The sequence below is a fragment of the Kribbella alba genome (assembly GCF_039529635.1).
Taxonomy (GTDB): Bacteria; Actinomycetota; Actinomycetes; order Propionibacteriales; family Kribbellaceae; genus Kribbella; species Kribbella alba.
Genome location: NZ_BAAANE010000004.1, coordinates 884746 through 904577, shown reverse-complemented (window position 1 = coordinate 904577; position 19832 = coordinate 884746). Strand labels below are relative to the sequence as shown.

At 68.8% G+C, this 19832-nt stretch carries 20 protein-coding genes and 1 tRNA gene; 10 read left to right on the top strand and 11 right to left on the bottom strand.

From position 1 onward, the window contains the following. The first annotated feature begins 12 nt into the window (after nucleotides 1–12). Genes ABD210_RS11110 through ABD210_RS11100 form a run of 3 tightly spaced genes read left to right on the top strand, consistent with a single transcriptional unit; the run spans nucleotide 13 to nucleotide 1885 of the window. Complete coding sequence (locus ABD210_RS11110; RefSeq protein ID WP_344110982.1) at nucleotides 13–435, top strand: FAS1-like dehydratase domain-containing protein; 423 nt, start codon at nucleotides 13–15, stop codon at nucleotides 433–435. Continuing rightward, a complete protein-coding gene (locus ABD210_RS11105; RefSeq protein ID WP_344110981.1) occupies nucleotides 432–863 on the top strand; it encodes a MaoC family dehydratase in 432 nt (143 codons plus the stop codon). Before ABD210_RS11110 ends, ABD210_RS11105 begins: the two co-directional genes overlap by 4 nt. Beyond that, the gene (locus ABD210_RS11100; RefSeq protein WP_344110980.1) at nucleotides 860–1885 is read left to right on the top strand and encodes a UDP-N-acetylmuramate dehydrogenase; all 1026 of its coding nucleotides are present in this window, start codon (nucleotides 860–862) and stop codon (nucleotides 1883–1885) included. The genes ABD210_RS11105 and ABD210_RS11100 overlap by 4 nt, the downstream gene beginning before the upstream one ends. A gap of 661 nt (nucleotides 1886–2546) precedes the next feature. Here the strand turns inward: ABD210_RS11100 and ABD210_RS11095 are convergent. Both ABD210_RS11095 and ABD210_RS11090 read right to left on the bottom strand, forming a co-directional pair. Next, entirely contained in the window at nucleotides 2547–3167 is a 621-nt protein-coding gene (locus tag ABD210_RS11095; protein WP_344110978.1) for a 2'-5' RNA ligase family protein, read from the bottom strand. Nucleotides 3168–3179: 12 nt separating this feature from the next. Then, on the bottom strand, nucleotides 3180–4496 hold the full coding sequence (locus tag ABD210_RS11090) for an NsdA family TPR-like regulatory protein (RefSeq protein ID WP_344110977.1): 1317 nt from the start codon (nucleotides 4494–4496) through the stop codon (nucleotides 3180–3182). Nucleotides 4497–4646: 150 nt separating this feature from the next. On the opposite strand from ABD210_RS11090, the gene ABD210_RS11085 reads away from it, so the two are divergent. Then, nucleotides 4647–5153, top strand: coding sequence for a hypothetical protein (locus tag ABD210_RS11085; protein WP_344110975.1), 507 nt, complete (start codon nucleotides 4647–4649; stop codon nucleotides 5151–5153). On the opposite strand, the gene ABD210_RS11080 is transcribed toward ABD210_RS11085, so the two are convergent. From ABD210_RS11080 to ABD210_RS11065, 4 genes are all read right to left on the bottom strand, one after another. After that, nucleotides 5150–6517, bottom strand: coding sequence for a TrpB-like pyridoxal phosphate-dependent enzyme (locus tag ABD210_RS11080; protein ID WP_344110974.1), 1368 nt, complete (start codon nucleotides 6515–6517; stop codon nucleotides 5150–5152). The two genes, ABD210_RS11085 and ABD210_RS11080, sit on opposite strands and share 4 nt — an antisense overlap. Before the next feature lie 91 nt (nucleotides 6518–6608). Continuing rightward, complete coding sequence (locus ABD210_RS11075; RefSeq protein WP_344110972.1) at nucleotides 6609–7178, bottom strand: hemerythrin domain-containing protein; 570 nt, start codon at nucleotides 7176–7178, stop codon at nucleotides 6609–6611. Nucleotides 7179–7280: 102 nt separating this feature from the next. Beyond that, entirely contained in the window at nucleotides 7281–8327 is a 1047-nt protein-coding gene (locus ABD210_RS11070) for an adenosine deaminase (RefSeq protein ID WP_344110971.1), read from the bottom strand. 94 nt (nucleotides 8328–8421) lie between these two features. Further along, on the bottom strand, nucleotides 8422–9615 hold the full coding sequence (locus tag ABD210_RS11065; RefSeq protein ID WP_344110970.1) for a pyridoxal phosphate-dependent aminotransferase: 1194 nt from the start codon (nucleotides 9613–9615) through the stop codon (nucleotides 8422–8424). A 310-nt stretch (nucleotides 9616–9925) separates the two neighbouring features. Here ABD210_RS11065 and ABD210_RS11060 point away from each other — a divergent pair. The 5 genes from ABD210_RS11060 to rplA all read left to right on the top strand — a co-directional run bounded on the left by ABD210_RS11060 (nucleotide 9926) and on the right by rplA (nucleotide 12904). Further along, nucleotides 9926–9998, top strand: a tRNA-Trp gene (locus tag ABD210_RS11060). 55 nt (nucleotides 9999–10053) lie between these two features. After that, a complete protein-coding gene (secE, locus tag ABD210_RS11055) occupies nucleotides 10054–10296 on the top strand; it encodes a preprotein translocase subunit SecE (protein ID WP_344110969.1) in 243 nt (80 codons plus the stop codon). Between the two features lie 379 nt (nucleotides 10297–10675). Further along, nucleotides 10676–11623, top strand: coding sequence for a transcription termination/antitermination protein NusG (nusG, locus tag ABD210_RS11050; RefSeq protein WP_425552668.1), 948 nt, complete (start codon nucleotides 10676–10678; stop codon nucleotides 11621–11623). Between the two features lie 12 nt (nucleotides 11624–11635). Continuing rightward, nucleotides 11636–12067: a 50S ribosomal protein L11 gene (gene rplK / locus ABD210_RS11045; RefSeq protein ID WP_344110968.1), complete on the top strand. Its 432-nt coding sequence runs from the start codon at nucleotides 11636–11638 to the stop codon at nucleotides 12065–12067. A gap of 114 nt (nucleotides 12068–12181) precedes the next feature. After that, nucleotides 12182–12904 (top strand): 50S ribosomal protein L1, encoded by a 723-nt coding sequence (gene rplA, locus ABD210_RS11040; RefSeq protein WP_344110966.1) that lies wholly within the window; start codon nucleotides 12182–12184, stop codon nucleotides 12902–12904. A 269-nt stretch (nucleotides 12905–13173) separates the two neighbouring features. Here the strand turns inward: rplA and ABD210_RS11035 are convergent, their stop codons facing one another. Beyond that, a complete protein-coding gene (locus ABD210_RS11035) occupies nucleotides 13174–14205 on the bottom strand; it encodes an alpha-hydroxy acid oxidase (protein ID WP_344110964.1) in 1032 nt (343 codons plus the stop codon). 226 nt (nucleotides 14206–14431) lie between these two features. On the opposite strand from ABD210_RS11035, the gene srmL reads away from it, so the two are divergent. Next, entirely contained in the window at nucleotides 14432–15562 is a 1131-nt protein-coding gene (gene srmL, locus ABD210_RS11030) for a PheS-related mystery ligase SrmL (RefSeq protein WP_344110963.1), read from the top strand. Here the strand turns inward: srmL and ABD210_RS11025 are convergent. The 4 genes from ABD210_RS11025 to ABD210_RS11010 all read right to left on the bottom strand — a co-directional run bounded on the left by ABD210_RS11025 (nucleotide 15549) and on the right by ABD210_RS11010 (nucleotide 19761). Next, on the bottom strand, nucleotides 15549–16085 hold the full coding sequence (locus ABD210_RS11025; protein WP_344110961.1) for a hypothetical protein: 537 nt from the start codon (nucleotides 16083–16085) through the stop codon (nucleotides 15549–15551). The genes srmL and ABD210_RS11025 overlap by 14 nt on opposite strands. Nucleotides 16086–16169: 84 nt before the next feature. Continuing rightward, entirely contained in the window at nucleotides 16170–16805 is a 636-nt protein-coding gene (locus ABD210_RS11020; protein WP_344110960.1) for a bifunctional 4-hydroxy-2-oxoglutarate aldolase/2-dehydro-3-deoxy-phosphogluconate aldolase, read from the bottom strand. Beyond that, complete coding sequence (locus tag ABD210_RS11015) at nucleotides 16802–18442, bottom strand: N-acyl-D-amino-acid deacylase family protein (protein WP_344110959.1); 1641 nt, start codon at nucleotides 18440–18442, stop codon at nucleotides 16802–16804. Before ABD210_RS11015 ends, ABD210_RS11020 begins: the two co-directional genes overlap by 4 nt. Continuing rightward, nucleotides 18442–19761 carry a type III PLP-dependent enzyme domain-containing protein gene (locus tag ABD210_RS11010; RefSeq protein WP_344110957.1) on the bottom strand — a complete coding sequence of 440 codons (1320 nt, stop codon included), beginning with the start codon at nucleotides 19759–19761 and terminating at the stop codon, nucleotides 18442–18444. Before ABD210_RS11010 ends, ABD210_RS11015 begins: the two co-directional genes overlap by 1 nt. Between the last annotated feature and the right edge of the window lie 71 nt (nucleotides 19762–19832).

The following is a 19832-nucleotide window of genomic DNA, read 5'->3' as shown; positions in this document are numbered from 1 at the left end:
GGGTTACTGGACATGACGATCGACGCCACGATGGTCGGCCGGAGCTACGCGGCCGCCGAGTCCTACCAGGTTGGCCGGGAGAAGATCCGGGAGTTCGCCGACGCGATCGGCGACCCCAACCCGGCGTACCGCGGCGCCGACGCGATAGCCCCGCCGACCTTCGCGTTCATGGTCGGTAGCAAGGCGCTGGAGCAGTTGCTCGGCGACGAGGAGCTCGGTCTGCGACTGGACCGGATCGTGCACGGCGCGCAGAAGTTCAGCTACACCCGCCCGATCAAGGCCGGCGACGACATCGCCGCGACCGCCACCATCACCACCGTGCGCAAGGCCGGTGACGTCGAGGTGATCATGTACGAGACCGCCCTGGCCACCGTCGACGGCGAGCCGATCGCCACCTCGGCCTCGACCATCTCGCACAACCGGGCGGACGGATGAGCACGAAGCCGGGCGGAGAGGCACGCGCCGTTGAGGTCGGCACCGAACTGCCGCCGCTGACCGTCACGCTGCGCCGCGACGACCTGGTCCGGTACGCCGGAGCGAGTGGCGACTTCAACCCCATCCACTGGAGTGACCGGATGGCGGCTGCGCTCGGCCTGCCCGGGGTGATCGCGCACGGCATGCTGACGATGGCCTCCTCGGCCCGGGTGGTCACCGACTGGCTGGACGACCCGTCCGACCTGATCGAGTACGGCGTGCGGTTCACCAAGCCTGTGGTGGTTCCGGACGACGACAAGGGCGCGACCGTCACCTTCTCGGCCAAGGTGGACAAGGTTGCCGATGGTCTCGCCGAGATCGACATCACCGCGATCGCCGGCGAGGAGAAGGTCCTCGGCCGGGCCAGGGCGGTAGTGCGCGTCTCGTGAGAACAGATGTTCGCCTGGCTGAGCTGACCACCTTGCGGATCGGTGGTCCGGCCGATCGCCTGATCGAGGTGACCACCGAGCAAGAGCTGATCGAGGCTGTCCGTGATGCCGACGCCGCGGCCGAACCCGTGCTGCTGCTGTCCGGCGGCAGCAACGTGGTGATCGGCGACGAGGGATTCCGTGGCACGGTGATCAAGATCGCCACCCGCGGGATCCGGGTCGACGCCGACGCCTGCTCCGGCGCGATGATCCACGTCGCCGCCGGCGAGGACTGGGACGCCGTCGTCCAGCGCGCGATCGCCGAGGAGTGGAGCGGCCTCGAGTCGATGTCCGGCATTCCAGGACTGGCCGGATCGACGCCGGTGCAGAACGTTGGGGCGTACGGGCACGAGGTGGCCGAGACGATCGCCTCCGTGCGGGTGTGGGACCGGGGGCAGAACGCCGTCCGGACGATCTTCGCCGCCGACTGCGGATTCACCTATCGCAGCTCGCGGTTCAAGGCCGACCCGGCGCGATACGCAGTACTGGACGTTGCCTTCCAGTTGCCGCTCGGCGACCTGTCCGCACCGATCGGGTACGCCGAGCTCGCTCGGGTGCTCGACGTGAAACCAGGGTCGCGTGCTCCGATGACGGAGGTCCGCGAGGCCGTGCTCGCGTTGCGCCGGAGCAAGGGGATGGTGCTGGACGAGGCGGACCACGACACGTGGAGCGCGGGATCCTTCTTCACGAACCCGATCCTCGACGTACAGGCCGACGTACCGGCGGGTGCGCCGCAGTGGCCGCAGCCGGACGGCCGGGTGAAGACCAGCGCGGCCTGGCTGATCGAGCATGCCGGCGTGGCGAAGGGCTTCGCGATCGGCAACGCGGCGGTCTCCTCCAAGCACACCCTCGCTCTCACCAACCGAGGCGCCGCCTCCGCCAAGGAACTCCTCGCCCTCGCCTCCTACGTCCGCACCCAGGTCCACCAGGCCTTCGGCATCACCCTCATCAACGAACCGGTCCTGGTGAACTGCTCCCTCTAAGCCGTACCAACCGACAGGAAGTAGTCCCTGCTGGGTCGCTAGCGCGCCCGCAGCCGAGCGCGGATCGCGCGGGTAGACGGGACTACTACCTGTCGGTCGGTACAGGGCGCAACGGGCGGCGGGTAGAGCTATGGTGCCCGAGGCAACAGCTTGCGGGAAGTGAACCCGGCAGCCATCCGGATGGTTGGTGAGCCGGGTTCTGCGCGTTTGCCGACAAGGCCAGGAAGCGGGGGCTCGGACACCAACCCGAGACCTCGGACACCAACCGAGACCTCGGACACGAACCCGGGACCTCGGACACCAACCCGGGACCTCGGACACCAACCCGCGACCTCGGACACCAATCCGAGACCTCGGACACCAATCCGAGACCTCGGACACCAATCCGAGACCTCGGACAGCAACCCGAGACCTCGGACAGCAACCCGGGACCTCGGACACCAACCCGAGCCCTCGGACACCAACCCGAGATCTCGGACACGAAATAGCCTGACCCCGGTCCCCACTAGGTGTCCGAGGTCCCCAGATCTGGCCGACGCAGCACCGCCGATGCCGAATCTGGTCCATTCCAGCATCGGGGATCCCACCATGGTGGGATCCCGGGTAGCGGCTTCTTCGACCGATACCCCCACGACGGGGCGGCACTCAGCCCGCCGACGAGTCAGGCGGTCGGGAGTTTGAGGGTGGTGGTGGGGTCCCATTCGTACATGTGGTTGTTGCGGTGGAGGTTGATGAGGGAGATCGAGCTGATGGTGAGGGTTGTCGTGTGTGGCGATGTGGTGGCGAGGTGGGCGCGCAGAGGGGCGGCGGGGGCTGGGGTGTTGAAGTAGCCGAGGGAGATGTGGGGGCGGAGCTCGGGGTGTTCGGGGACGGAGTCGGGGCCCCAGACGTCGGCGATCGCGGCGCGGATGTGGTCGCGGAGGTTCTGGAGGGGCTGGGTCGGCCTCACCGGCAGCTGCACGGTTTCGGGATCCACCACGGCCGGGCCGATCGTGACCGTGAACGGCGCGATCCGGGCGAGGCGGTAGCGGGCGGCTTCGACGATCTCGGCGAGCTCGTCCGCCGACACCTTGTCGCTGAAGCCGACGCCCTGCATGGTCAGGTGCAACCACTCGAGGGGGACCGGCGTGATCCCCGGCATCGCCTCGATCACCGGCTGGTACGCCGCGAGGAGTTCCGCCGCTTCGGGGTGGTCGGCGAAGGTGAGGTGCCAGGTGTAGAAGGACCGCCCGACGCGCCACCCCGGACGCCAGTACCAGTGGTCGCGAACTTCGGAGAACATGCCTGACTCCATTCAGTGGGTTCGCCCGCGGGCGGTGGCGGGACGGCGTACGAATTCGCGGATGGCCTCGTGCATCGCGCGGGTCTTGGACTCGGTGCCGTAGCGGTCGGTGCGGGTGATCGCGGCGACCTCGCTGATCCGGTGGATCAGGGGACGCACCCTGTACTCCGGTGGCGTGGCGAGCACGGCGTCCAGGGCCTCGCCGGCGCCGTCCAGTTCGCCGAGCTCCAGGCGGGCCTTCACCTGTTGCAGGCGAACCATCCGCTCGGAGCCGTAGTTGCGCAGGGCGTGCGGAGCCGCCTCGAACAACGCGACCCCGCGATCCGCATGGTCAGCCGTGTACTGCGCTTCGCCGAGTGCCAGGTGAACGTCGGACCAGATCCCCTCGGCGCGTTCCGGAGTACAGAGCAGTGGTCCGCCGAGTTCGTTCACGTCCGGGTTGATCTTCGTGTCCTTCGCGACCACCAGGGCGTGCCGGGCGTCGTCCACCCGGCCGGTCCGGGCCAGGTCCACCGCCGCCACGCTCGCGAGGAACAACGCGGACGAGCCGCCGGCGTACCGCAGCCCGCTCTCGGCGTACTCCGCGGCGCGGCCGAAGTCGTCCTGCCAGAAGGCGGCCGTGTGCTGGGTGGCGCGGACCCACGCGCGCAGCTCGTCGTGCCCGGCGGCATCGGCGCAGGCCCAGGCCGTCCGGGTGTGGCTCTCGGCGACGTCGGGACGGCCGAGATCCACCGACATCCAGGCGAGCAACGTCAGCGCCCAGCCGGCCGCGGCGTACAGGTCACGGGTCTGGCCGGGCGGTTGCCGGCCGGCGAGCAGCCTGAAGGCGCGGTCGCGGATCGCCCGGCTGCGCAGGAAGAGCGGCTTGGTCGGCACCTTGAGGTAGTTCTGCGCGATCCGCTGGATGTCCGCGTGCAACTGCTCCACGGTCAGATCGCCGACGTTCGACTCCTCGGCCATCGTCAGCAGCGCGACCGACTCGTCGCCGGCGTCGACCAGGTCGTCCTCCAGGCCAAAGGTCGAGCAGCAGGCCAGATCCACGTCGAGCGTGGCCGGACCGCCGGGCGGGGTGAAGCCGAGTTCGTTGTCGGTGGCAACCTCCAGGACAGACCGGAGGCCGGACCGGTACGCCGCGCCCGGCCAGCGCACCGCGCCGCGTTCGAGCTTGGCGATGTAGTGCCCGTCCAGTTCGTACTTGATCTGGGTGGTCTCCCACAACCAGGCGCAGACGGCCTCGGCGAGCTCCGCGCGGGACATGTACTCACCGGGCGCACGCCGCGACGGCGTCCGCTCGCGTGCGGCTCGCAACAACCCGTTGACCTCTGACATGGCGGTAACTGTAGGTGCCCGAACACGGTCAGCGACCACCAAAACCACCCCTGTGGACGACCTGCCCCGCGCTGCCCCGAAATGCCCCGCGATGCCCCGATCTCCCTGCCCTGCCAGCGATTGCGATCGGGGAGTGCATAGGGTCCAGGTGTGGCTGACGAAGCGGTGACCACCTTGCGGGCGGAGCTGGGAAACTTCGAGCGGGCCGAGGTGGCGTTCGCGTTGCTGGAGACGTTCCTCGAGGTGGCGTCGCCGCGGCTGGGGACGACGGTGCTCGATCCGGTCGACCTACGGCTGCCGGACGGGATGACCGAGGACCGGGCCGTCGTGCAGCAACTGATCGACGAGATCGAGCGGGAGCCGCCATCGCCGCGCAAGTTCCGGGCGCCGGTCGAACGCGCCTACGACGTGATGGATGAACAAGCGCGCTGGGACTTCACCAGGCTGGCCTACTGCTCCAACCTGGCCACCGTCTGGAGCCCCGGCAGCCGGACCACGTACTTCGAGGTGTCGAACCAGGCCAAGGCGACCTACTGGCTGCCCGACAGCCTCAAAGCCCTGTACTTCGAGGCCATCGCCGCCAAGGGCTGGGCGATCCCGGAGGACTGGCTGGCCGCCGTCCCCAAACGCCCCAAGTCCCGGTGGCGACGCTTCTAGACGACCGGCAACCGATCGAGGGCTGCCGCCACAGACGCCTGGATCTCGGCGTCGTCCCAGGACCGGTCCGTCATCGCGCCGGACAAGTAGGCGTCATACGCGGCCAGGTCGAGGTGTCCGTGTCCGCACAACGCGGTCAGGATGACCTTCTCCTCGCCGGATTCCTTGCAGCGCTGGGCTTCCTCGATCGTCGCGGCCAGCGCGTGTGTCGGCTCCGGCGCGGGCACGATGCCCTCGGCCCGCGCGAACAGCACGCCCGCCGCGAAGCACTCGGACTGCGCCTTGGCGATCGCCTCGATCTCGCCGGTCTCGTAGAGGTGGCTGATCAGCGGACTCATCCCGTGGTACCGCAGGCCGCCCGCGTGGATCGGGTCCGGCACGAAGTCGTGGCCGAGGGTGTGCATCTTCATCAGCGGCGTCATCCCGAGCGTGTCGCCGAAGTCGTACGCGTACGTCCCCTGCGTCAGTGACGGACAGGCCGCCGGCTCCACCGCCCGTACGACGGGTGCCATCCGCCCCGCCCACTTCTCCCGCAGGAACGGGAAGGCGAGTCCGCCGAAGTTCGAGCCGCCGCCGGTGCAGCCCACCAGCAGGTCAGGGGTCTCGCCGACCATCGCGAGCTGGATCAGGGCCTCCTCGCCGATGATCGTCTGGTGCAGCAGCACGTGGTTCAGCACGCTGCCCAGCGCGTAGTGGATGGACGGGTCCTGCACGGCCATCTCGACCGCCTCGCTGATGGCGATCCCCAGCGAGCCGGTGGAGTCCGGATGCTCGGCGAGGATCTTGCGCCCAGCCTCGGTGAGATCCGACGGACTCGGGTGCACGGTTGCGCCGAACACCTCCATCATCGTCCGCCGGTAGGGCTTCTGGTCGTACGACGCCCGCACCTGCCAGACCTCGCACTCCAGCCCGTACTGCGCGCACGCGAACGCCAGGGCCGTTCCCCATTGCCCCGCGCCGGTCTCGGTCGTCAGCTTCCGGATCCCGGCCTTCGCGTTGTAGTAGGCCTGCGGGACCGCGGTGTTCGGCTTGTGCGAGCCGGCCGGGGAGACCCCTTCGTACTTGTAGTAGATCCGCGCGGGCGTATCCAGCGCCTTCTCCAGCCGATGCGCCCGGTAGAGCGGGCTCGGCCGCCACAACCGATACACGTCGAGCACCTCGCCGGGGATGTCGACGTACTGGTCCTGCGAGACCTCCTGCAGGATCAGGTCCATCGGGAACAGCGGTGCGAGGTCGTCCGGGCCGACGGGCTGCCCGGTGCCGGGGTGCAGAACCGGCGGCGGGGGCGTCGGCAGATCGTGCAGCACGTTGTACCAGCGGGTCGGCAGCTCGTCCTCGGGCAGCAGGATCTTGGTCAGGCTCATGCCCGCAAACTAAGCCCGCCGCCTCCGCCACGCAATGCTCTCGTACTGCGGGACGGGTGCGGCGGGTCCGGTAGAGGCCGGCTCGGCCTGACTAGACCTGGCGGCCGGTCAGCTTGTCGCGCAGCCGGTCCACAAATCCCACGCCCGGGCCGACGACCTTGTGGAACAGCTCGTTGTTCGGAGCGGCTGGATGCGGTCGCGTCGGCGCGAGTTTCTTCGCGGTCTGCACCTTGTCCTTGAGCTCGACCAGCTTCTCTGCGGGGATGTGGGTCCGCAGCTGCGGAAACTGCTCGGTCTCCTCGCTCTTCACGTGGTCGGCGAGCACCTGCTGCAACTGGCCCACGGTCTCCATGAACTTCGTGTCGTCCGCGTCCAGACCCTCGAGCTTCTTCATCAGCTTCTCGAGCTCTTTGTGCTCCTCCGTGTCGTGCTTGACGGCCGCTTCGCCGTCGGGCAGGTGCTTGCGCATCGCGGGGTAGACGTACATCTCCTCGGCCACGGAGTGCCGGACGAGTTCGGCGATCATCTGGTCGGCCAGCTCCCGGCGCTGCGCGGAGTCGGCGGTGCCGTTGAGCTGCGCGATGAGCTGTTCGACTTCTCGGTGGTCCGTGGTCAGGACGTCGATCACATCCTGCTCGGTCCCTGTCGCGCTGGTTTCCATCGGCCTCTCCTCGCTGATAACGGGTAGGCCCCGCGGTACCCACAACGACATCGCGCAAAAGGATCAGGCGCAGGTCGGCTCGCCGCCGACTGGCTCGCTGCTCTAGCTTGCGGCCGGCGCCGCGACCGGCTGGTTCACTCCCAGCCAGTCGTCGATCTCGGTGAGCAGGCTCTTCTGTACGTCGTCCGGCGCGGTCGACGCGAGCACCGACCCGCGCGCAAGGCCGGCCAACTCCGTATCGCTGAAGCCATGCACGCTCCGTGCCGTCTCGTACTGCTCAGCAAGCCTGGACCCGAACAACAAGGGGTCGTCCGCTCCCAGCGCGATCCGTGCGCCCGCGTCGTACAGCTGCCGTAGCGGCACGTCCTCTGCCCGCCGATAGACCCCCAGCGACACGTTGGAGGCCGGGCAGACCTCCAGACCTACCTGCGCGTCGACTATCCGCTTCAGCAGGTCAGGGTCCTCGACAGAACGCACGCCGTGCCCGATCCGCCCGGCTCCGAGCTCGTCCAGGCAGGTACGCACCGTCGCGGGCCCGCAGAGCTCACCACCGTGCGGTGCGGCGAGCAACCCGGCATTGCGGGCGATCCGGAACGCCGGCGCGAACTCCGCGGTGGTCCCGCGCCGCTCGTCGTTGGAAAGCCCGAACCCGACGACACCCCGACCGACGTACTGCGCGGCCAACCGGGCGAGGGTGCGTGCGTCGAGGGGATGGCGGGTGCGGTTCGCAGCGATGATCACCTGTACTGCGATCCCGGTGGAGGCGGCCGCGTCCCGGGCGGCATCGAGCACGAGATCCGTGAACTCGGTGATGCCGTGGAAGCGGTTCGCATACCCCGACGGGTCCACCTGGATCTCCAGCCAGCGGGATCCGTCGGCGCGGTCGTCCTCGGCGGCCTCGCGGACCAGGCGGCGGACGTCGCCCTCGGTCCGCAGTACCGAACGGGCGATGTCGTAGAGGCGCTGGAAGCGGAACCAACCGCGCTCGTCCGCGGCGGACAGCTCCGGCGGCCAGTCGGTGCGCAGGGCATCCGGGAGCCGCACGCCGTGCTTGTCGGCCAGCTCGACCAGGGTCAAGTGCCGCATCGAGCCGGAGAAGTGCAGGTGCAGATGGGTCTTCGGCAGCAGCCGCAGGTCCCGACGCGTCATCACAGAAGGTTACCGACGTAGACCGCTGAGACAGAAATCGGGCCGTCCACCCGCTGGATGGACGGCCCGATCATCTTCTCGGCTCGCAGGTTGTCTAGCTCAGCAGCTTCTGGATGCGGGAGACGCCTTCGACCAGGTCGTCGTCGCCGAGGGCGTAGGACAGCCGCAGGTAGCCCGGCGCTCCGAAGGCCTCGCCGGGGACGACCGCGACCTCGGCGTCCTCGAGGATGATCTCGGCCAGCTCGGTGGAGGTGGTCGCAGTACGGCCGTTGATCTCCTTGCCGAGCACACCCTTCACCGACGGGTACGCGTAGAACGCGCCGGTCGGCTCCGGGCACTCGACGCCGGGGATCTCGTTCAGCATCCCCACCATCGTCTTGCGCCGCCGGTCGAAGGCCTTCTTCATCTCCTCGACGGCGGTCAGGTCGCCGGACAGCGCGGCGATCGCGGCCCGCTGGGCGATGTTGCAGACGTTCGAGGTCTGGTGCGACTGAAGGTTCGCGGCGGCCTTGATGACGTCCTTCGGGCCGATCATCCAGCCGACCCGCCAGCCGGTCATCGCATACGTCTTGGCGACACCGTTCAGGACGACGGTCCGGTCCGCCAGCTCCGGTACGACGACCGGGATCGACGGGGCCTTGGTGCCGCCGTAGGTGAGGTGCTCGTAGATCTCGTCGGTGATCACCCAGATGTCGTGCTCCAGCGCCCAGCGGCCGATCGCCTCGATCGCCTCCGGCGTCTCGACCGCACCGGTCGGGTTCGACGGCGAGCAGAACAGCAGCGCCTTCGTCTTGTCGGTCCGGGCCGCCTCGAGCTGCTCGACGGTGACCAGGTAGTTCTGGGTCTCGTCGGCGAGCACCTCGACCGGCACGCCGCCGGCCAGCTTGATCGTCTCCGGGTACGTGGTCCAGTACGGCGCAGGCAGCAGCACCTCATCGCCCGGGTCGAGCAGCGTCGCGAAGGTGTTGTAGACGGCGTGCTTGCCGCCGTTGGTGACCAGGACCTGGGCCGCCTCGATCTCGTAGCCGGAATCCCGCTTCGTCTTGTCGACGATCGCCTGCTTGAGGTCCGGCAGACCCCCGGCCGGGCTGTAGCGGTGGTTCTTCGGATCGCGGGCGGCCTCGACGGCTGCCTCGACGATGTAGTCCGGGGTGGGGAAGTCCGGCTCGCCGGCGCCGAAGCCGATCACCGGGCGGCCGGCAGCCTTGAGTGCCTTCGCCTTGGCGTCGACCGCGAGGGTGGCCGATTCACTGATTGCACCGATACGTGCGGAGATGCGGGAGACCATGGCCCCATCCTGGCACTGCCCACCCATCGGTGACATCTCGGTATCGCGGACTGACCGCGACGCCCGCGCCGGAGGGTGGAACCGGGCGGCCCCCCGCGGTGTTGTGGTGGGTGGAGACGGTATGGTTCTGGCCGCGGTACGACGCCCGGTGGCGGTCGTGGCGGGTGGACGGTGCCTCACCTGAGCTCAGTTCGACCAGGTGGCCCTGACCCCGTACACTCTTCTAGTCCGGGCGTTGATGGCCCTGATCCGGCATGCCCAAGATCAGGTCCAGCGGCGTCTGGAGAGCAGTCACCAGAGGAATTTGCAGAGGGCACTAGCTCAACTGGCAGAGCATCGGTCTCCAAAACCGAAGGTTGGGGGTTCAAGTCCCTCGTGCCCTGCAAATCCTGACCGGCGCAGGGCCGGCCAGGACGCCGCTAGCGAAAGAGGTAGGTCGTGACGGAGACCCGCACGCCGGCACCGTCCGGCGCCGGCAGGCCGGCGGAGAGCAAGTCGGGCAACCGCCTGCTGCGCTTCTACCGCCAGGTGGTCGCCGAGCTCCGCAAGGTGGTCTGGCCGACCCGCAAGCAGCTGTCCACCTACTTCATGGTGGTGCTGACCTTCGTGGTGTTCGTCATCGCGATCGTGTCGGTCCTCGACCTCGCCTTCGGTTGGGCGATGTTCAAGATCTTCGGCTGAGCCACCCGGCTCCCGAGGCGATCCAGCAGCCGAAGGTCCACCAGTTCCAGCAGGCCCCGTCCCACCAGGTGACGGCCCCGATGCACAGATGACGGAGTAAAACGTGTCCGACCAGCGTGACGACGAGGTCCTCGAGATCGAGGACGAGATCGACGTGTCCGCTGACTCCGACGACGATCTCGGCTTCGACTTCGACGACTCGGACGATGATGACGACGACCTGTTCGCTTCCGACGACGACGACCCGTTCGTGGAGGTCGACGACGAGGTGATCATCGCGGCCGACGACGATGACGACGTGGCGGACACCGAGTACACCGCCGACGACGAGGCCGAGGACGGCGCCGCCGACTCCGACGACTCGGACGACGAGCCGGTCGTGGTGGTCGCTGCCGCCGACGCCGCGGAGGACGACGAGATCGTCACCGCTGCCGACGTGGACAACGCCGCCGACGAGCTGTCCGTCGAGACCGCCGAGACGACTCTCGACGACACCGCGGAGCCCGAGACCGAGGACGACGAGGTCGTCTTCTCCAGCGGTTCCGCCGCCGATGACGAGGACGACAGCGACTCGGACGAGGACGACAGCGACCAGTCCGCGGACGGCGTCGACGCCGTTGCCGCGGCTGCGCCGGCAGCCGAGGACGAGGCCGCTGAGGACGAGGCCGCTGAGGACGAGGCCGCCGAGGTCGAGCCGGAGGAGCCGGGCGACCCGCTGGAGGAGCTGCGCAGCACGCTGCGCTCCCAGATCGGCGACTGGTACGTGGTGCACACGTACTCAGGGATGGAGAACCGCGTCAAGGGCAACCTTGAGAACCGGATCAACTCCCTGAACATGGAGGACTACATCTTCGAGATCATCGTGCCGACCGAAGAGGTCGCCGAGATCAAGAACGGGCAGCGCCGGATGGTCAAGCGCACCGTGCTCCCCGGCTACGTGCTGGTCCGGATGGACCTCACGGACGAGTCCTGGTCGACCGTGCGGCACACGCCGTCGGTGACCGGCTTCGTCGGGAACAGCCAGAAGCCCGTCCCGCTCAGCCTCGAAGAGGTTGAGAAGATGCTCGCTCCGGCCGTCGTGGCGGCGGCCGAGGCGGCGGCTGCCGAGACCGGTGCCGCACCCACCAAGACCGCGGCCAAGAAGAAGGTCGAGGTCGCCGACTTCGGTGTGGGTGACTCGGTCATGGTGGTCGACGGGCCGTTCGCGACCCTGCACGCCACGATCACGGAGATCAATGCCGACGCCCAGCGGATCAAGGCGCTGGTGGAGATCTTCGGCCGGGAGACCCCGGTGGAACTCAGCTTCAGCCAGATCCAGAAAGTCTAAGGACCCGAGAGAATGCCTCCCAAGAAGAAGATCGCTGCCCTCGTGAAGGTGCAGCTCCAGGCCGGCGCCGCGACTCCGGCTCCGCCGGTCGGTACCGCGCTCGGTCCGCACGGCGTCAACATCATGGAGTTCTGCAAGGCGTACAACGCCCAGACGGAGTCCATGCGCGGAAACGTCGTGCCGGTCGAGATCACCATCTACGAAGACCGCTCCTTCACCTTCGTCACCAAGACGCCGCCGGCGCCGGAGATGATCAAGAAGGCCGCGGGCCTGCAGAAGGGTTCGGCTGTCCCGCAGAAGGACAAGGTCGGCAAGATCACCAAGGACCAGGTCCGCGAGATCGCCACCACCAAGATGCCGGACCTGAACGCCCGTGACATCGACGCCGCGATGAAGATCATCGAGGGCACGGCCCGCTCGATGGGCGTCGTGGTCGAGAAATAAGTCCCGCGGCCCCGCCGTTGGAACTTGTCAGTAGCGAAATCGTCATCGATTTCACCAGTAGTTGTGGCAGGGCGAAGCGCCGCCCGTGACACCACGTCCCAGAGAGGAACACTCATGACTCAGCGCAGCAAGAGCTACCGCGCCATCGCGGAGAAGATCGACTTCGACAAGCTGTACAGCCCCCTCGAGGCCATCAAGCTGGCCAAGGAAGCGGCCGGCAGCAAGAAGTTCAACTCCACCATCGATGTCGCGATGCGCCTCGGGGTCGACCCCCGCAAGGCCGACCAGATGGTGCGCGGCACCGTTCTCCTTCCGCACGGCACCGGCAAGACGGCACGGGTCCTCGTCTTCGCCACCGGTGAGAAGGCCGAGGCCGCCAAGGCCGCCGGCGCCGACTTCGTCGGCGACGACGACATGATCAAGAAGGTGACCGACGGCTGGCTCGACTTCGACGCCGTCGTCGCCACCCCCGACCTGATGGGCAAGGTCGGCCGGCTGGGCCGCGTGCTCGGCCCGCGTGGTCTGATGCCGAACCCGAAGACCGGAACGGTCACCCCGGACGTGACGAAGGCCGTCACCGACATCAAGGGCGGCAAGATCGAGTTCCGGGTCGACCGGCACGCGAACCTGCACTTCATCATCGGCAAGGCCTCCTTCGACGAGGCCCAGCTGGTGGAGAACTACAGCGCCGCACTGGAGGAGATTCTCCGGCTGAAGCCCTCCAGCTCGAAGGGTCGCTACATCAAGAAGACCGTGTTCTCGACCACGATGGGTCCGGGCGTCCAGGTGGACCCCAACCTCACCCGCAACCTGCTCGAGGAGCCGGTCGAGGCCTGAGCCTCACCCCTCCGGCGGCTGCCCGGCCGCCCGCACGATCCGGCGGCTCCCAGCCGCCTGAACGATCCGGCGGCCCCCGTGCCGCCGGCAGGACAGACGAAGAGCCCCGGTCGGCGGACCGGGGCTCTTCGCGTTTCCGCGTCCCCAGCGCAAAGGCACGGCCACGCGGTAGCGGCGCCCGTGGTCAACGATACGACCGTCCCGGTCAGCCGGGCCCAGGTCTGCCCAGCGCCCGATCGGGCCAGCGGGTCCACAGACCGGCCAGCGGATCAGCGCGTGATGAGGTCCGGGGAAAGGTCGGCCACGCGGGGGCAGCCGACGAGCCGGATGGCGTGCTCGAGCTCGTCACCGAGGTCGCGGATCAGCCGCGTCACGCCTGCCGAACCGGCTACGCTCAGCGCCCAGAGCGCCGGCCGGCCGACGAACACCGCGCGGGCACCGAGAGCCAGTGCCGCCAGCACATGCTCCCCGCGCCGGATCCCGCCGTCGACGTACAGCTCGACGTCGGTCCCGACCAGTGCCTCGGCAACCTCCGGCAGGGCTCGCGCGGTCGAGATCGAGCCGTCGAGCTGCCGACCGCCGTGGTTGGAGACGATCACCCCGGCCGCACCCGCATCCGCACAGCGCTTGGCGTCGTCGCCGCGCAGTACACCCTTCACCACGACAGGCAGACCTGTGCGCTCGGACAGCCAGCCGATCACGTCAGGTGTGAGGTCATCCGCCTTCGCAAGATCCTCCGGCAAATAGTCGTCCTCCTCCAGATTCGCCAGCAGGTGACCCGGCTGAACTGCCTCCCACACCGTCGGCCCGTCGTCCTCTTTGCGGCCCACCACAGGAGTGTCTGCAGTCAGGACAATGGCCCGCGCTCCTGCCGCGACCGCCGCGTCCAGCATGTGCAGGGTCACGTTCCGGTTCTTGACCACGTAGATCTGCAGCCACCAGGGGGCACCGGCCGCGCCGATGTCGGCGAACGTAGTACCGGCGTTGCTGGAGACTCCAAGCAGGGAGTTGGCCGCGGCGACTCCGGCGGCCATCGCGGCCTCGCCGCCCGGATCCGCCTGCCGCTGCAAGGTCGAGGGAGCCACCAGAACCGGTACGTCGACCGGCGTACCGAGCACGGTGGTTCGCAGGTCGACAGTCGACACATCCGTCAGGATGCGCGGCCGGAACCGGTACGAACTCCAGGCCGCGGTGGCTTCGCCGACGCTGATCCCGCCGGCGGAACCCTGCTTGAAGTAGCGGTGCAGGGGCTCCGGCAGCTTATCGGCTGCCGCGTCTTCCAAGGTGTCGATCCATCGCATGGGCCTGATCGTGCCATTGAGCGCGCTGCCCGAATTCACCAGGCGTGTCTTGGTGGGCGCCCGGTACAGTGGACGACGTGAAGCAGCACGCGCAGCGATTTCCGCGCCCCGGCCGGCACAGTGGTGCCGACGGGGTGAGCTGCTGCTGCGCTCTCTCCTGAGGTGACCGCGGCCGGTCGGGGTGTCTGTCCCCTAGACCGCTGCTCACCTGAGAGAGAAGCACCTCATGTCTGTCCTGACGTCTGAAGAACTGCACGCCGCCCTGTCCCTGCGCGACCTCGCCGACCCGGCCCAAGGTCCGCACGCGATCCAGCTGATCGTCGACTCCATCCGTACTGCGCTGGGCCAGGCCTGGCCGTACACCGAGATCTGGACCAGACGGGACCATCCGGTCGTCCCGCTGGCCGACAACTACGACAACCTCGGTTATGCCGCGGGGGCTGTCACCCGTGAGGCTCGGTACACCCGGTACGCCTCGGCCGGGGAAGTCCTGCGGAGCCACACGTCCGCGATGATCCCGCCGGCGCTGCGCGAGCTGGCCGCGTCCGACTCGTCCGACGTGCTGATGGTGTGCGCCGGGATCTGCCACCGCCGGGATTCCGTCGACTGGCAGCACACGGGCACCCCGCAGCAGCTCGATCTTTGGCGGATCAGCCGCAATGTCACCCTCGGGGAGCCCGAGCTGGAGGAGCTGATCGCCCGGCTGGTCGAGACCGTCCTGCCCGGCCAGACCTATCGGACCGTGCCGGCGGTCCATCCGTACACGACGCATGGCCGGCAGATCGACGTACTCCTGGACGACCAGTGGATCGAGATCGGCGAGTGCGGGGTCGCGGCGCCGCACGTGCTCCGCAAGGCCGGGCTCGATGAGAGGTGGACGGGCCTTGCGATGGGGCCTGGCCTCGACCGGTTGCTGATGCTGCGCAAGGGGATCCGGGACATCCGGTTGCTCCGCTCGCCGGATCCCCGGGTGGCGGAGCAGATGCTGGACCTTTCGGCGTACAAGCCCGTATCGGCGATGCCGGCGGTTCGGCGTGATCTGTCGGTCGTGGTCGGGCCCGAGGTCGACGTGTCGGCGGAGGTGCTCGGTGACCGGGTCCGCCAGGCGCTCGGCCAGGACGCGGATGCCGCTGAGTCCGTCGAGGTCCGCGGCGAGACCTCGTACGACGAGCTGCCCGAAGCCGCGCGGGCCCGTCTCCAGCTGCGCCCGGGCCAACGAAACGTGCTCATCAGGTTGATCCTCCGCCCGCTCGACCGAACCCTCACCGACGCCGAGGCGAACCAGCTCCGAGACCTGGTCTACACCGCTCTCCACGAAGGACCGGTCCTCGAACTGATCGGCATCAACGCCTCGTGAGTGCTCGGCCGGCGACGACGAAGGCGCAGATCGCCAGCGGGACTTCGAGGAGCAAAGCCTCCGCCAGGGAGAGCGCGTGGCCCCCGCCGGGGTCCGACGTGCTGACGTCGAACCACGCGTCGGCCAACAACAGGGTGCCGGTAGCGACCGCGGTCAACGAAGCCCGCGCGTCCTTCCTGTGCAGCAGGTAGGCAGTGAGGCCAGATGTGGTGGCGATGCCACAGTCGAGGCCGACCCAGGCGAGGTTCCAATGGGTCGCGTCGTACGACGAGGGCAGCGTCGCAGCCAGGACCACGGACCACGGGAGCAGGACAGTTGCGACTCCCGCGGCGACCAGGATGGCGATACCACCGGGGGAGCGGCGTGGACGGATCTTGCCATCCAGCCGTTCCTCCGCGCGGAAGTCGTCGGCGATCCGCTGGTCGACGGCATCGCCCTGCCCGACGGGGATGGGGTCGCCATGGCCGGGCCGGTTGGTACGGAGATCGCGGGTCGCCGGTCGATCCGGCACGGTTGCCGTCATAGTTCCAGCGTTCCGGCAGCCGACCATCGGCACGATCCCGCTAGCCCGTCAATCGAGTGGGGGATAACCCCCGCTGCTGGGGGATCAGCGCAGGGCGGCGCAGAAGGTGGTGGCCTTGGCGGTGATGTCGGCCCAGCGGCCGGCTGCCACGTCGGCCGGGGAGACCACGTCGGTTCCGGCACTGACCGCCAGGGCGCCGGCGTCGAGGAACTGACGTGCGTTGCCGGCGTTCACACCGCCGGAGGGGACCAGCGGTACGCCGGGGAACGGACCACTGAGGTCTTTCAGGTACTTCGGCCCCAACTGGTGGGCCGGGAAGATCTTCACCGCATCCGAGCCGAGCGCCGTCGCGGTCATCACCTCGGACGGGGTGAACGCGCCGAGCACGATCGGGATCCCCGCGTCGTGCGCGGCCGCCACGATCTCCGCCGCTTCCAGTCCCTGGCCTGGCGTCACCAGGAACTGCGCGCCCGCCTCGACCGCCTGCTTCGCCTGCGCGGCGGTCTGCACGGTCCCCGCGCCCACCACTGCTCCGGTTTCGGCCGCGGTCGACGCGGCCCGCTCCAGATGCCGCGGCAGGTCCGGGGTGGTGAAGGTCAGCTCGATCACATGGATGCCGCCCGCAACCAACGCCGCGCACAGGTCCTTCGCGTCGTCGATCGCCGGCGCTCGCACGACACTCAGCACACGGTCGCTCCGGAGCAGCTCCAGGGTGGTCATTCGGTTTCCTCTCTCGGTACGTCGGTTCGCGGCCCGGCGGCCGGTTCGGTCCTCCGGATCGCTCGCCCGGGCAGTGCGTCGGTACGCCGGCCATCAGCGATCACAGGGACGCCACCGACCAGCACCCAGGGGATGCCCTCGGCCTGCTGACGAGGGTTGTCGAAGGTCGCTGCGTCCCGCACCCCGTCCGGGTCGAAGAGCACCAGGTCCGCGTGGTATCCCGCCCGGACCAGTCCACGCTCGGTCAGCCGTAGCCGTTTCGCCGGACGACCGGTCAGGTGATGGATGCAGTCGGCCAGTTCGAGGACGCCGAGCTCGCGGACGTAGTGCGCGAGGTAGCGGGGGAAGGTGCCCCAGGCCCGGGGATGGGGCTTGCCGCCGACCAGGATCGCGTCCGAACCGCCCGTGTGGGTCGGGTGTTTCATGATCGCCTGAACGTTCTCCTCATGGCCGACGTGCTGCAGGATCGTGGTCGCCAGGTTGTCGCGGATCAGCAGGTCGAAGAACACCTCGGCGGGCGGCTTCTCGATCCCGGCCGCGATCGCCGCGACGGTGTTGCCGACCGCGCCGCTGAGCGTCTCGTTCTTCACGCCGGCGATCTCGATCGTGTTCCAGTCCGTGACGCAGCCGTGGCAGCCGTCGGTGCCGACCTGCTCCAGCTCGTAGCTGATCCGCTCGCGGTCCGCGGGGTCCGCGAGCCGGGCCAGCAGGGCGTCGGGTCCGCCCTCGGCGGTCCAGTTCGGCAGGATCGCCGCCAGAGTCGTTGCCCCCGGCAAATAGGGATAGGTGTCGATGGTGATGTCGACGCCGTCGGCCAGACCCTGGTCGATCATCGCGAGCAGGTCGACGCCGCGGCCGCGGTTCGGCTCGAAGTTCATCACGGCGTGGGTGAGGTGCAGCGCGCAGCCGGCCTGCCGGGCCACCTCGATCATCTCGCCGTACGCCTCCAGTGCGCCTTTGCCGTAGGAACGCTGGTGCGGGCCGTAGTAGCCGCCGTACCGGGCGACCACGCGGCACAGCTCGACCAGTTCAGCCGTGTCCGCGAACATGCCAGGCGTGTAAGTGAGCCCGCTGCTCATCCCCGCGGCACCTTGCTCCAGACCCTCGGCGAGCAACCGCTTCATCTCGGCGAGCTCGGAAGGCGTGGCCGGGCGGTTCGCAGTACCGACGACCATCATCCGCAGCGTGCCCTGCGGGACCAGGTACGCCGCGTTGCAGGCGATGCCCTGGTCGAGCCGGTCCAGATATCCGGCGACGGAGTCCCAGGAGAAGTCGAAATCGTCGGGTTCGCCGTTCCAGCCGGCGATCTGGCGGCGGACCGTTGCCCGGGTGGGGTCGTCGATCGGCGCGAACGACAGCCCGTCCTGGCCGAGCACCTCCAGCGTCACACCCTGGCTCACCTTGGCCGTGTGGTCCGGATTCGCCAGGAGCTGCAGGTCGGAGTGCGCGTGCATGTCGATGAACCCCGGGCACAACACCAGCCCGGCGGCATCGATCACCTGCGCGGTCGCGGACAGGTCGGAGCCGATGCTCGTGATCCGGCCACCCTCGACCAGGACGTCGGCTGCGAAACCGGGAGCGCCCGCGCCGTCCAGGACGGTGGCGCCCTTGATCAGCAGGTCGGTCATGGCGGTCATCAGAAGAAGGTGCGGATCAGGTCCACCACGACGGGGTCGTCGGCATCCGGGTCGTCGATGACCGGGATCAGCCCCCATTTGTCGAACGCCGTACACGGGTGCGACAGCCCGACCCGCAGCTCGTCCCCGATCACCAGCGGCGCGACCCCGTCGGCCTCGAAAGCGAGGAATCCGTGCTGGTCGTTCACCTTGGTCACCGTCATGCCCCCGAGTTTGGAGACCGCCTCCCCGGCCGATCGCGGCCGGAGCAGTTGCGGCTCGGGCAGACCCTCGTCGAACGGCAGGTCCCGCTTGCCCGCATCGAAGATGGCCAGTCCCGGTTCGGGCTGGGACGTGATCCGGATCCATCCGTGCATCGCCGGGACCAGCCGGTCGCCGTCGGTCCGCGGCGTCGCGCCGAGTGGTGAGACCTCCCGGTAGTAGCCGTCGTCGTGGGCGATGTAGGCGCCCGACCGCAGCACCACCCGCGCACCGGACTTGCCGAGCGGGCCGAGCACCTCCGCGACCTGCTCGAAGTACGCGCTGCCGCCAGCGCTGACCACAGGCACCACGTCAGCGTCGTACAGGTTGTCCGCCTGCAGCCTGGTGTGGACCTCAGCGAGATCGCGGAGGTACGCCCGCACGTGTTCGAGCCCGGCCTCGTCCGCCCCGTGCGCGATCGCCCCTTCGTAGCCGGCGACTCCGGCGAGCCGAAGGGTCGAGGAGTCGGCGATGGCCCGTCCGACGGCCAACGCGGTCCCGGCATCCCGTGCACCGGTCCGACCGCCCTTGCCCCCGACCTCGACCAGTACGTCGAGTTGCCGGGCGCCGGGTTCGACGTACGCGGCTCGGGCGGCCTCGAGGAGTTCGACCGTGCGGACTGAGTCGGCCCAGACCGTCACCTCGAACGCCTCGTCCGCCGCGAGCTCGTCCGCGATCCACCGGAGCTGGAGCGGGGAGATCACCGAGTTCGCGATCATCACCCGGCTCACCCCGTAGGCGCGGGCGACGCCGAGCTGGAAGACGTTCGCGAGCGTGATCGCCCAGGCGCCCGCCTCCAGTTGGCTCGCCCAGAGCGCGGGGGCCATCGTGGTCTTGCCGTGCGGGGCCAGCTCGACACCGTGCTCCGCACACCACCGGGCCATCGTCGCGACGTTGTGCTCCAGGCCGGGCGCGGACAGGGTGAGCAGAGGAGTCGGCAGGCCGGACAGGCGAGGCTTGTCGGCCAGCACCTCGGCAACGGTCCGCCCCCAGAACGCGGGCGGTAGCGCCTTGTCCTGCCAGCTCACCTGCTGGTCCGCTAGAGCTGCGACGGCGGCGGCATCGTACGAGGCTGTCATGACGACCTTTCTGGGTCCGGTTCGCGCCTGCTGGTCCGGCTGCCTGTTAGCGATCATTGTTAGTGATTGCT

Coding starts and splice junctions, on each gene's coding strand:
- ABD210_RS11110 (WP_344110982.1), top strand. CDS start 13: ATGACGATCGACGCCACGATGGTCGGCCGGAGCTACGCGGCCGCCGAG.
- ABD210_RS11105 (WP_344110981.1), top strand. CDS start 432: ATGAGCACGAAGCCGGGCGGAGAGGCACGCGCCGTTGAGGTCGGCACC.
- ABD210_RS11095 (WP_344110978.1), bottom strand. CDS start 3,167: ATGTTCTCCGAAGTTCGCGACCACTGGTACTGGCGTCCGGGGTGGCGC.
- ABD210_RS11090 (WP_344110977.1), bottom strand. CDS start 4,496: ATGTCAGAGGTCAACGGGTTGTTGCGAGCCGCACGCGAGCGGACGCCG.
- ABD210_RS11080 (WP_344110974.1), bottom strand. CDS start 6,517: ATGAGCCTGACCAAGATCCTGCTGCCCGAGGACGAGCTGCCGACCCGC.
- ABD210_RS11075 (WP_344110972.1), bottom strand. CDS start 7,178: ATGGAAACCAGCGCGACAGGGACCGAGCAGGATGTGATCGACGTCCTG.
- ABD210_RS11070 (WP_344110971.1), bottom strand. CDS start 8,327: ATGACGCGTCGGGACCTGCGGCTGCTGCCGAAGACCCATCTGCACCTG.
- ABD210_RS11065 (WP_344110970.1), bottom strand. CDS start 9,615: ATGGTCTCCCGCATCTCCGCACGTATCGGTGCAATCAGTGAATCGGCC.
- rplK (WP_344110968.1), top strand. CDS start 11,636: ATGCCTCCCAAGAAGAAGATCGCTGCCCTCGTGAAGGTGCAGCTCCAG.
- rplA (WP_344110966.1), top strand. CDS start 12,182: ATGACTCAGCGCAGCAAGAGCTACCGCGCCATCGCGGAGAAGATCGAC.
- ABD210_RS11035 (WP_344110964.1), bottom strand. CDS start 14,205: ATGCGATGGATCGACACCTTGGAAGACGCGGCAGCCGATAAGCTGCCG.
- srmL (WP_344110963.1), top strand. CDS start 14,432: ATGTCTGTCCTGACGTCTGAAGAACTGCACGCCGCCCTGTCCCTGCGC.
- ABD210_RS11025 (WP_344110961.1), bottom strand. CDS start 16,085: ATGACGGCAACCGTGCCGGATCGACCGGCGACCCGCGATCTCCGTACC.
- ABD210_RS11020 (WP_344110960.1), bottom strand. CDS start 16,805: ATGACCACCCTGGAGCTGCTCCGGAGCGACCGTGTGCTGAGTGTCGTG.
- ABD210_RS11015 (WP_344110959.1), bottom strand. CDS start 18,442: ATGACCGCCATGACCGACCTGCTGATCAAGGGCGCCACCGTCCTGGAC.
- ABD210_RS11010 (WP_344110957.1), bottom strand. CDS start 19,761: ATGACAGCCTCGTACGATGCCGCCGCCGTCGCAGCTCTAGCGGACCAG.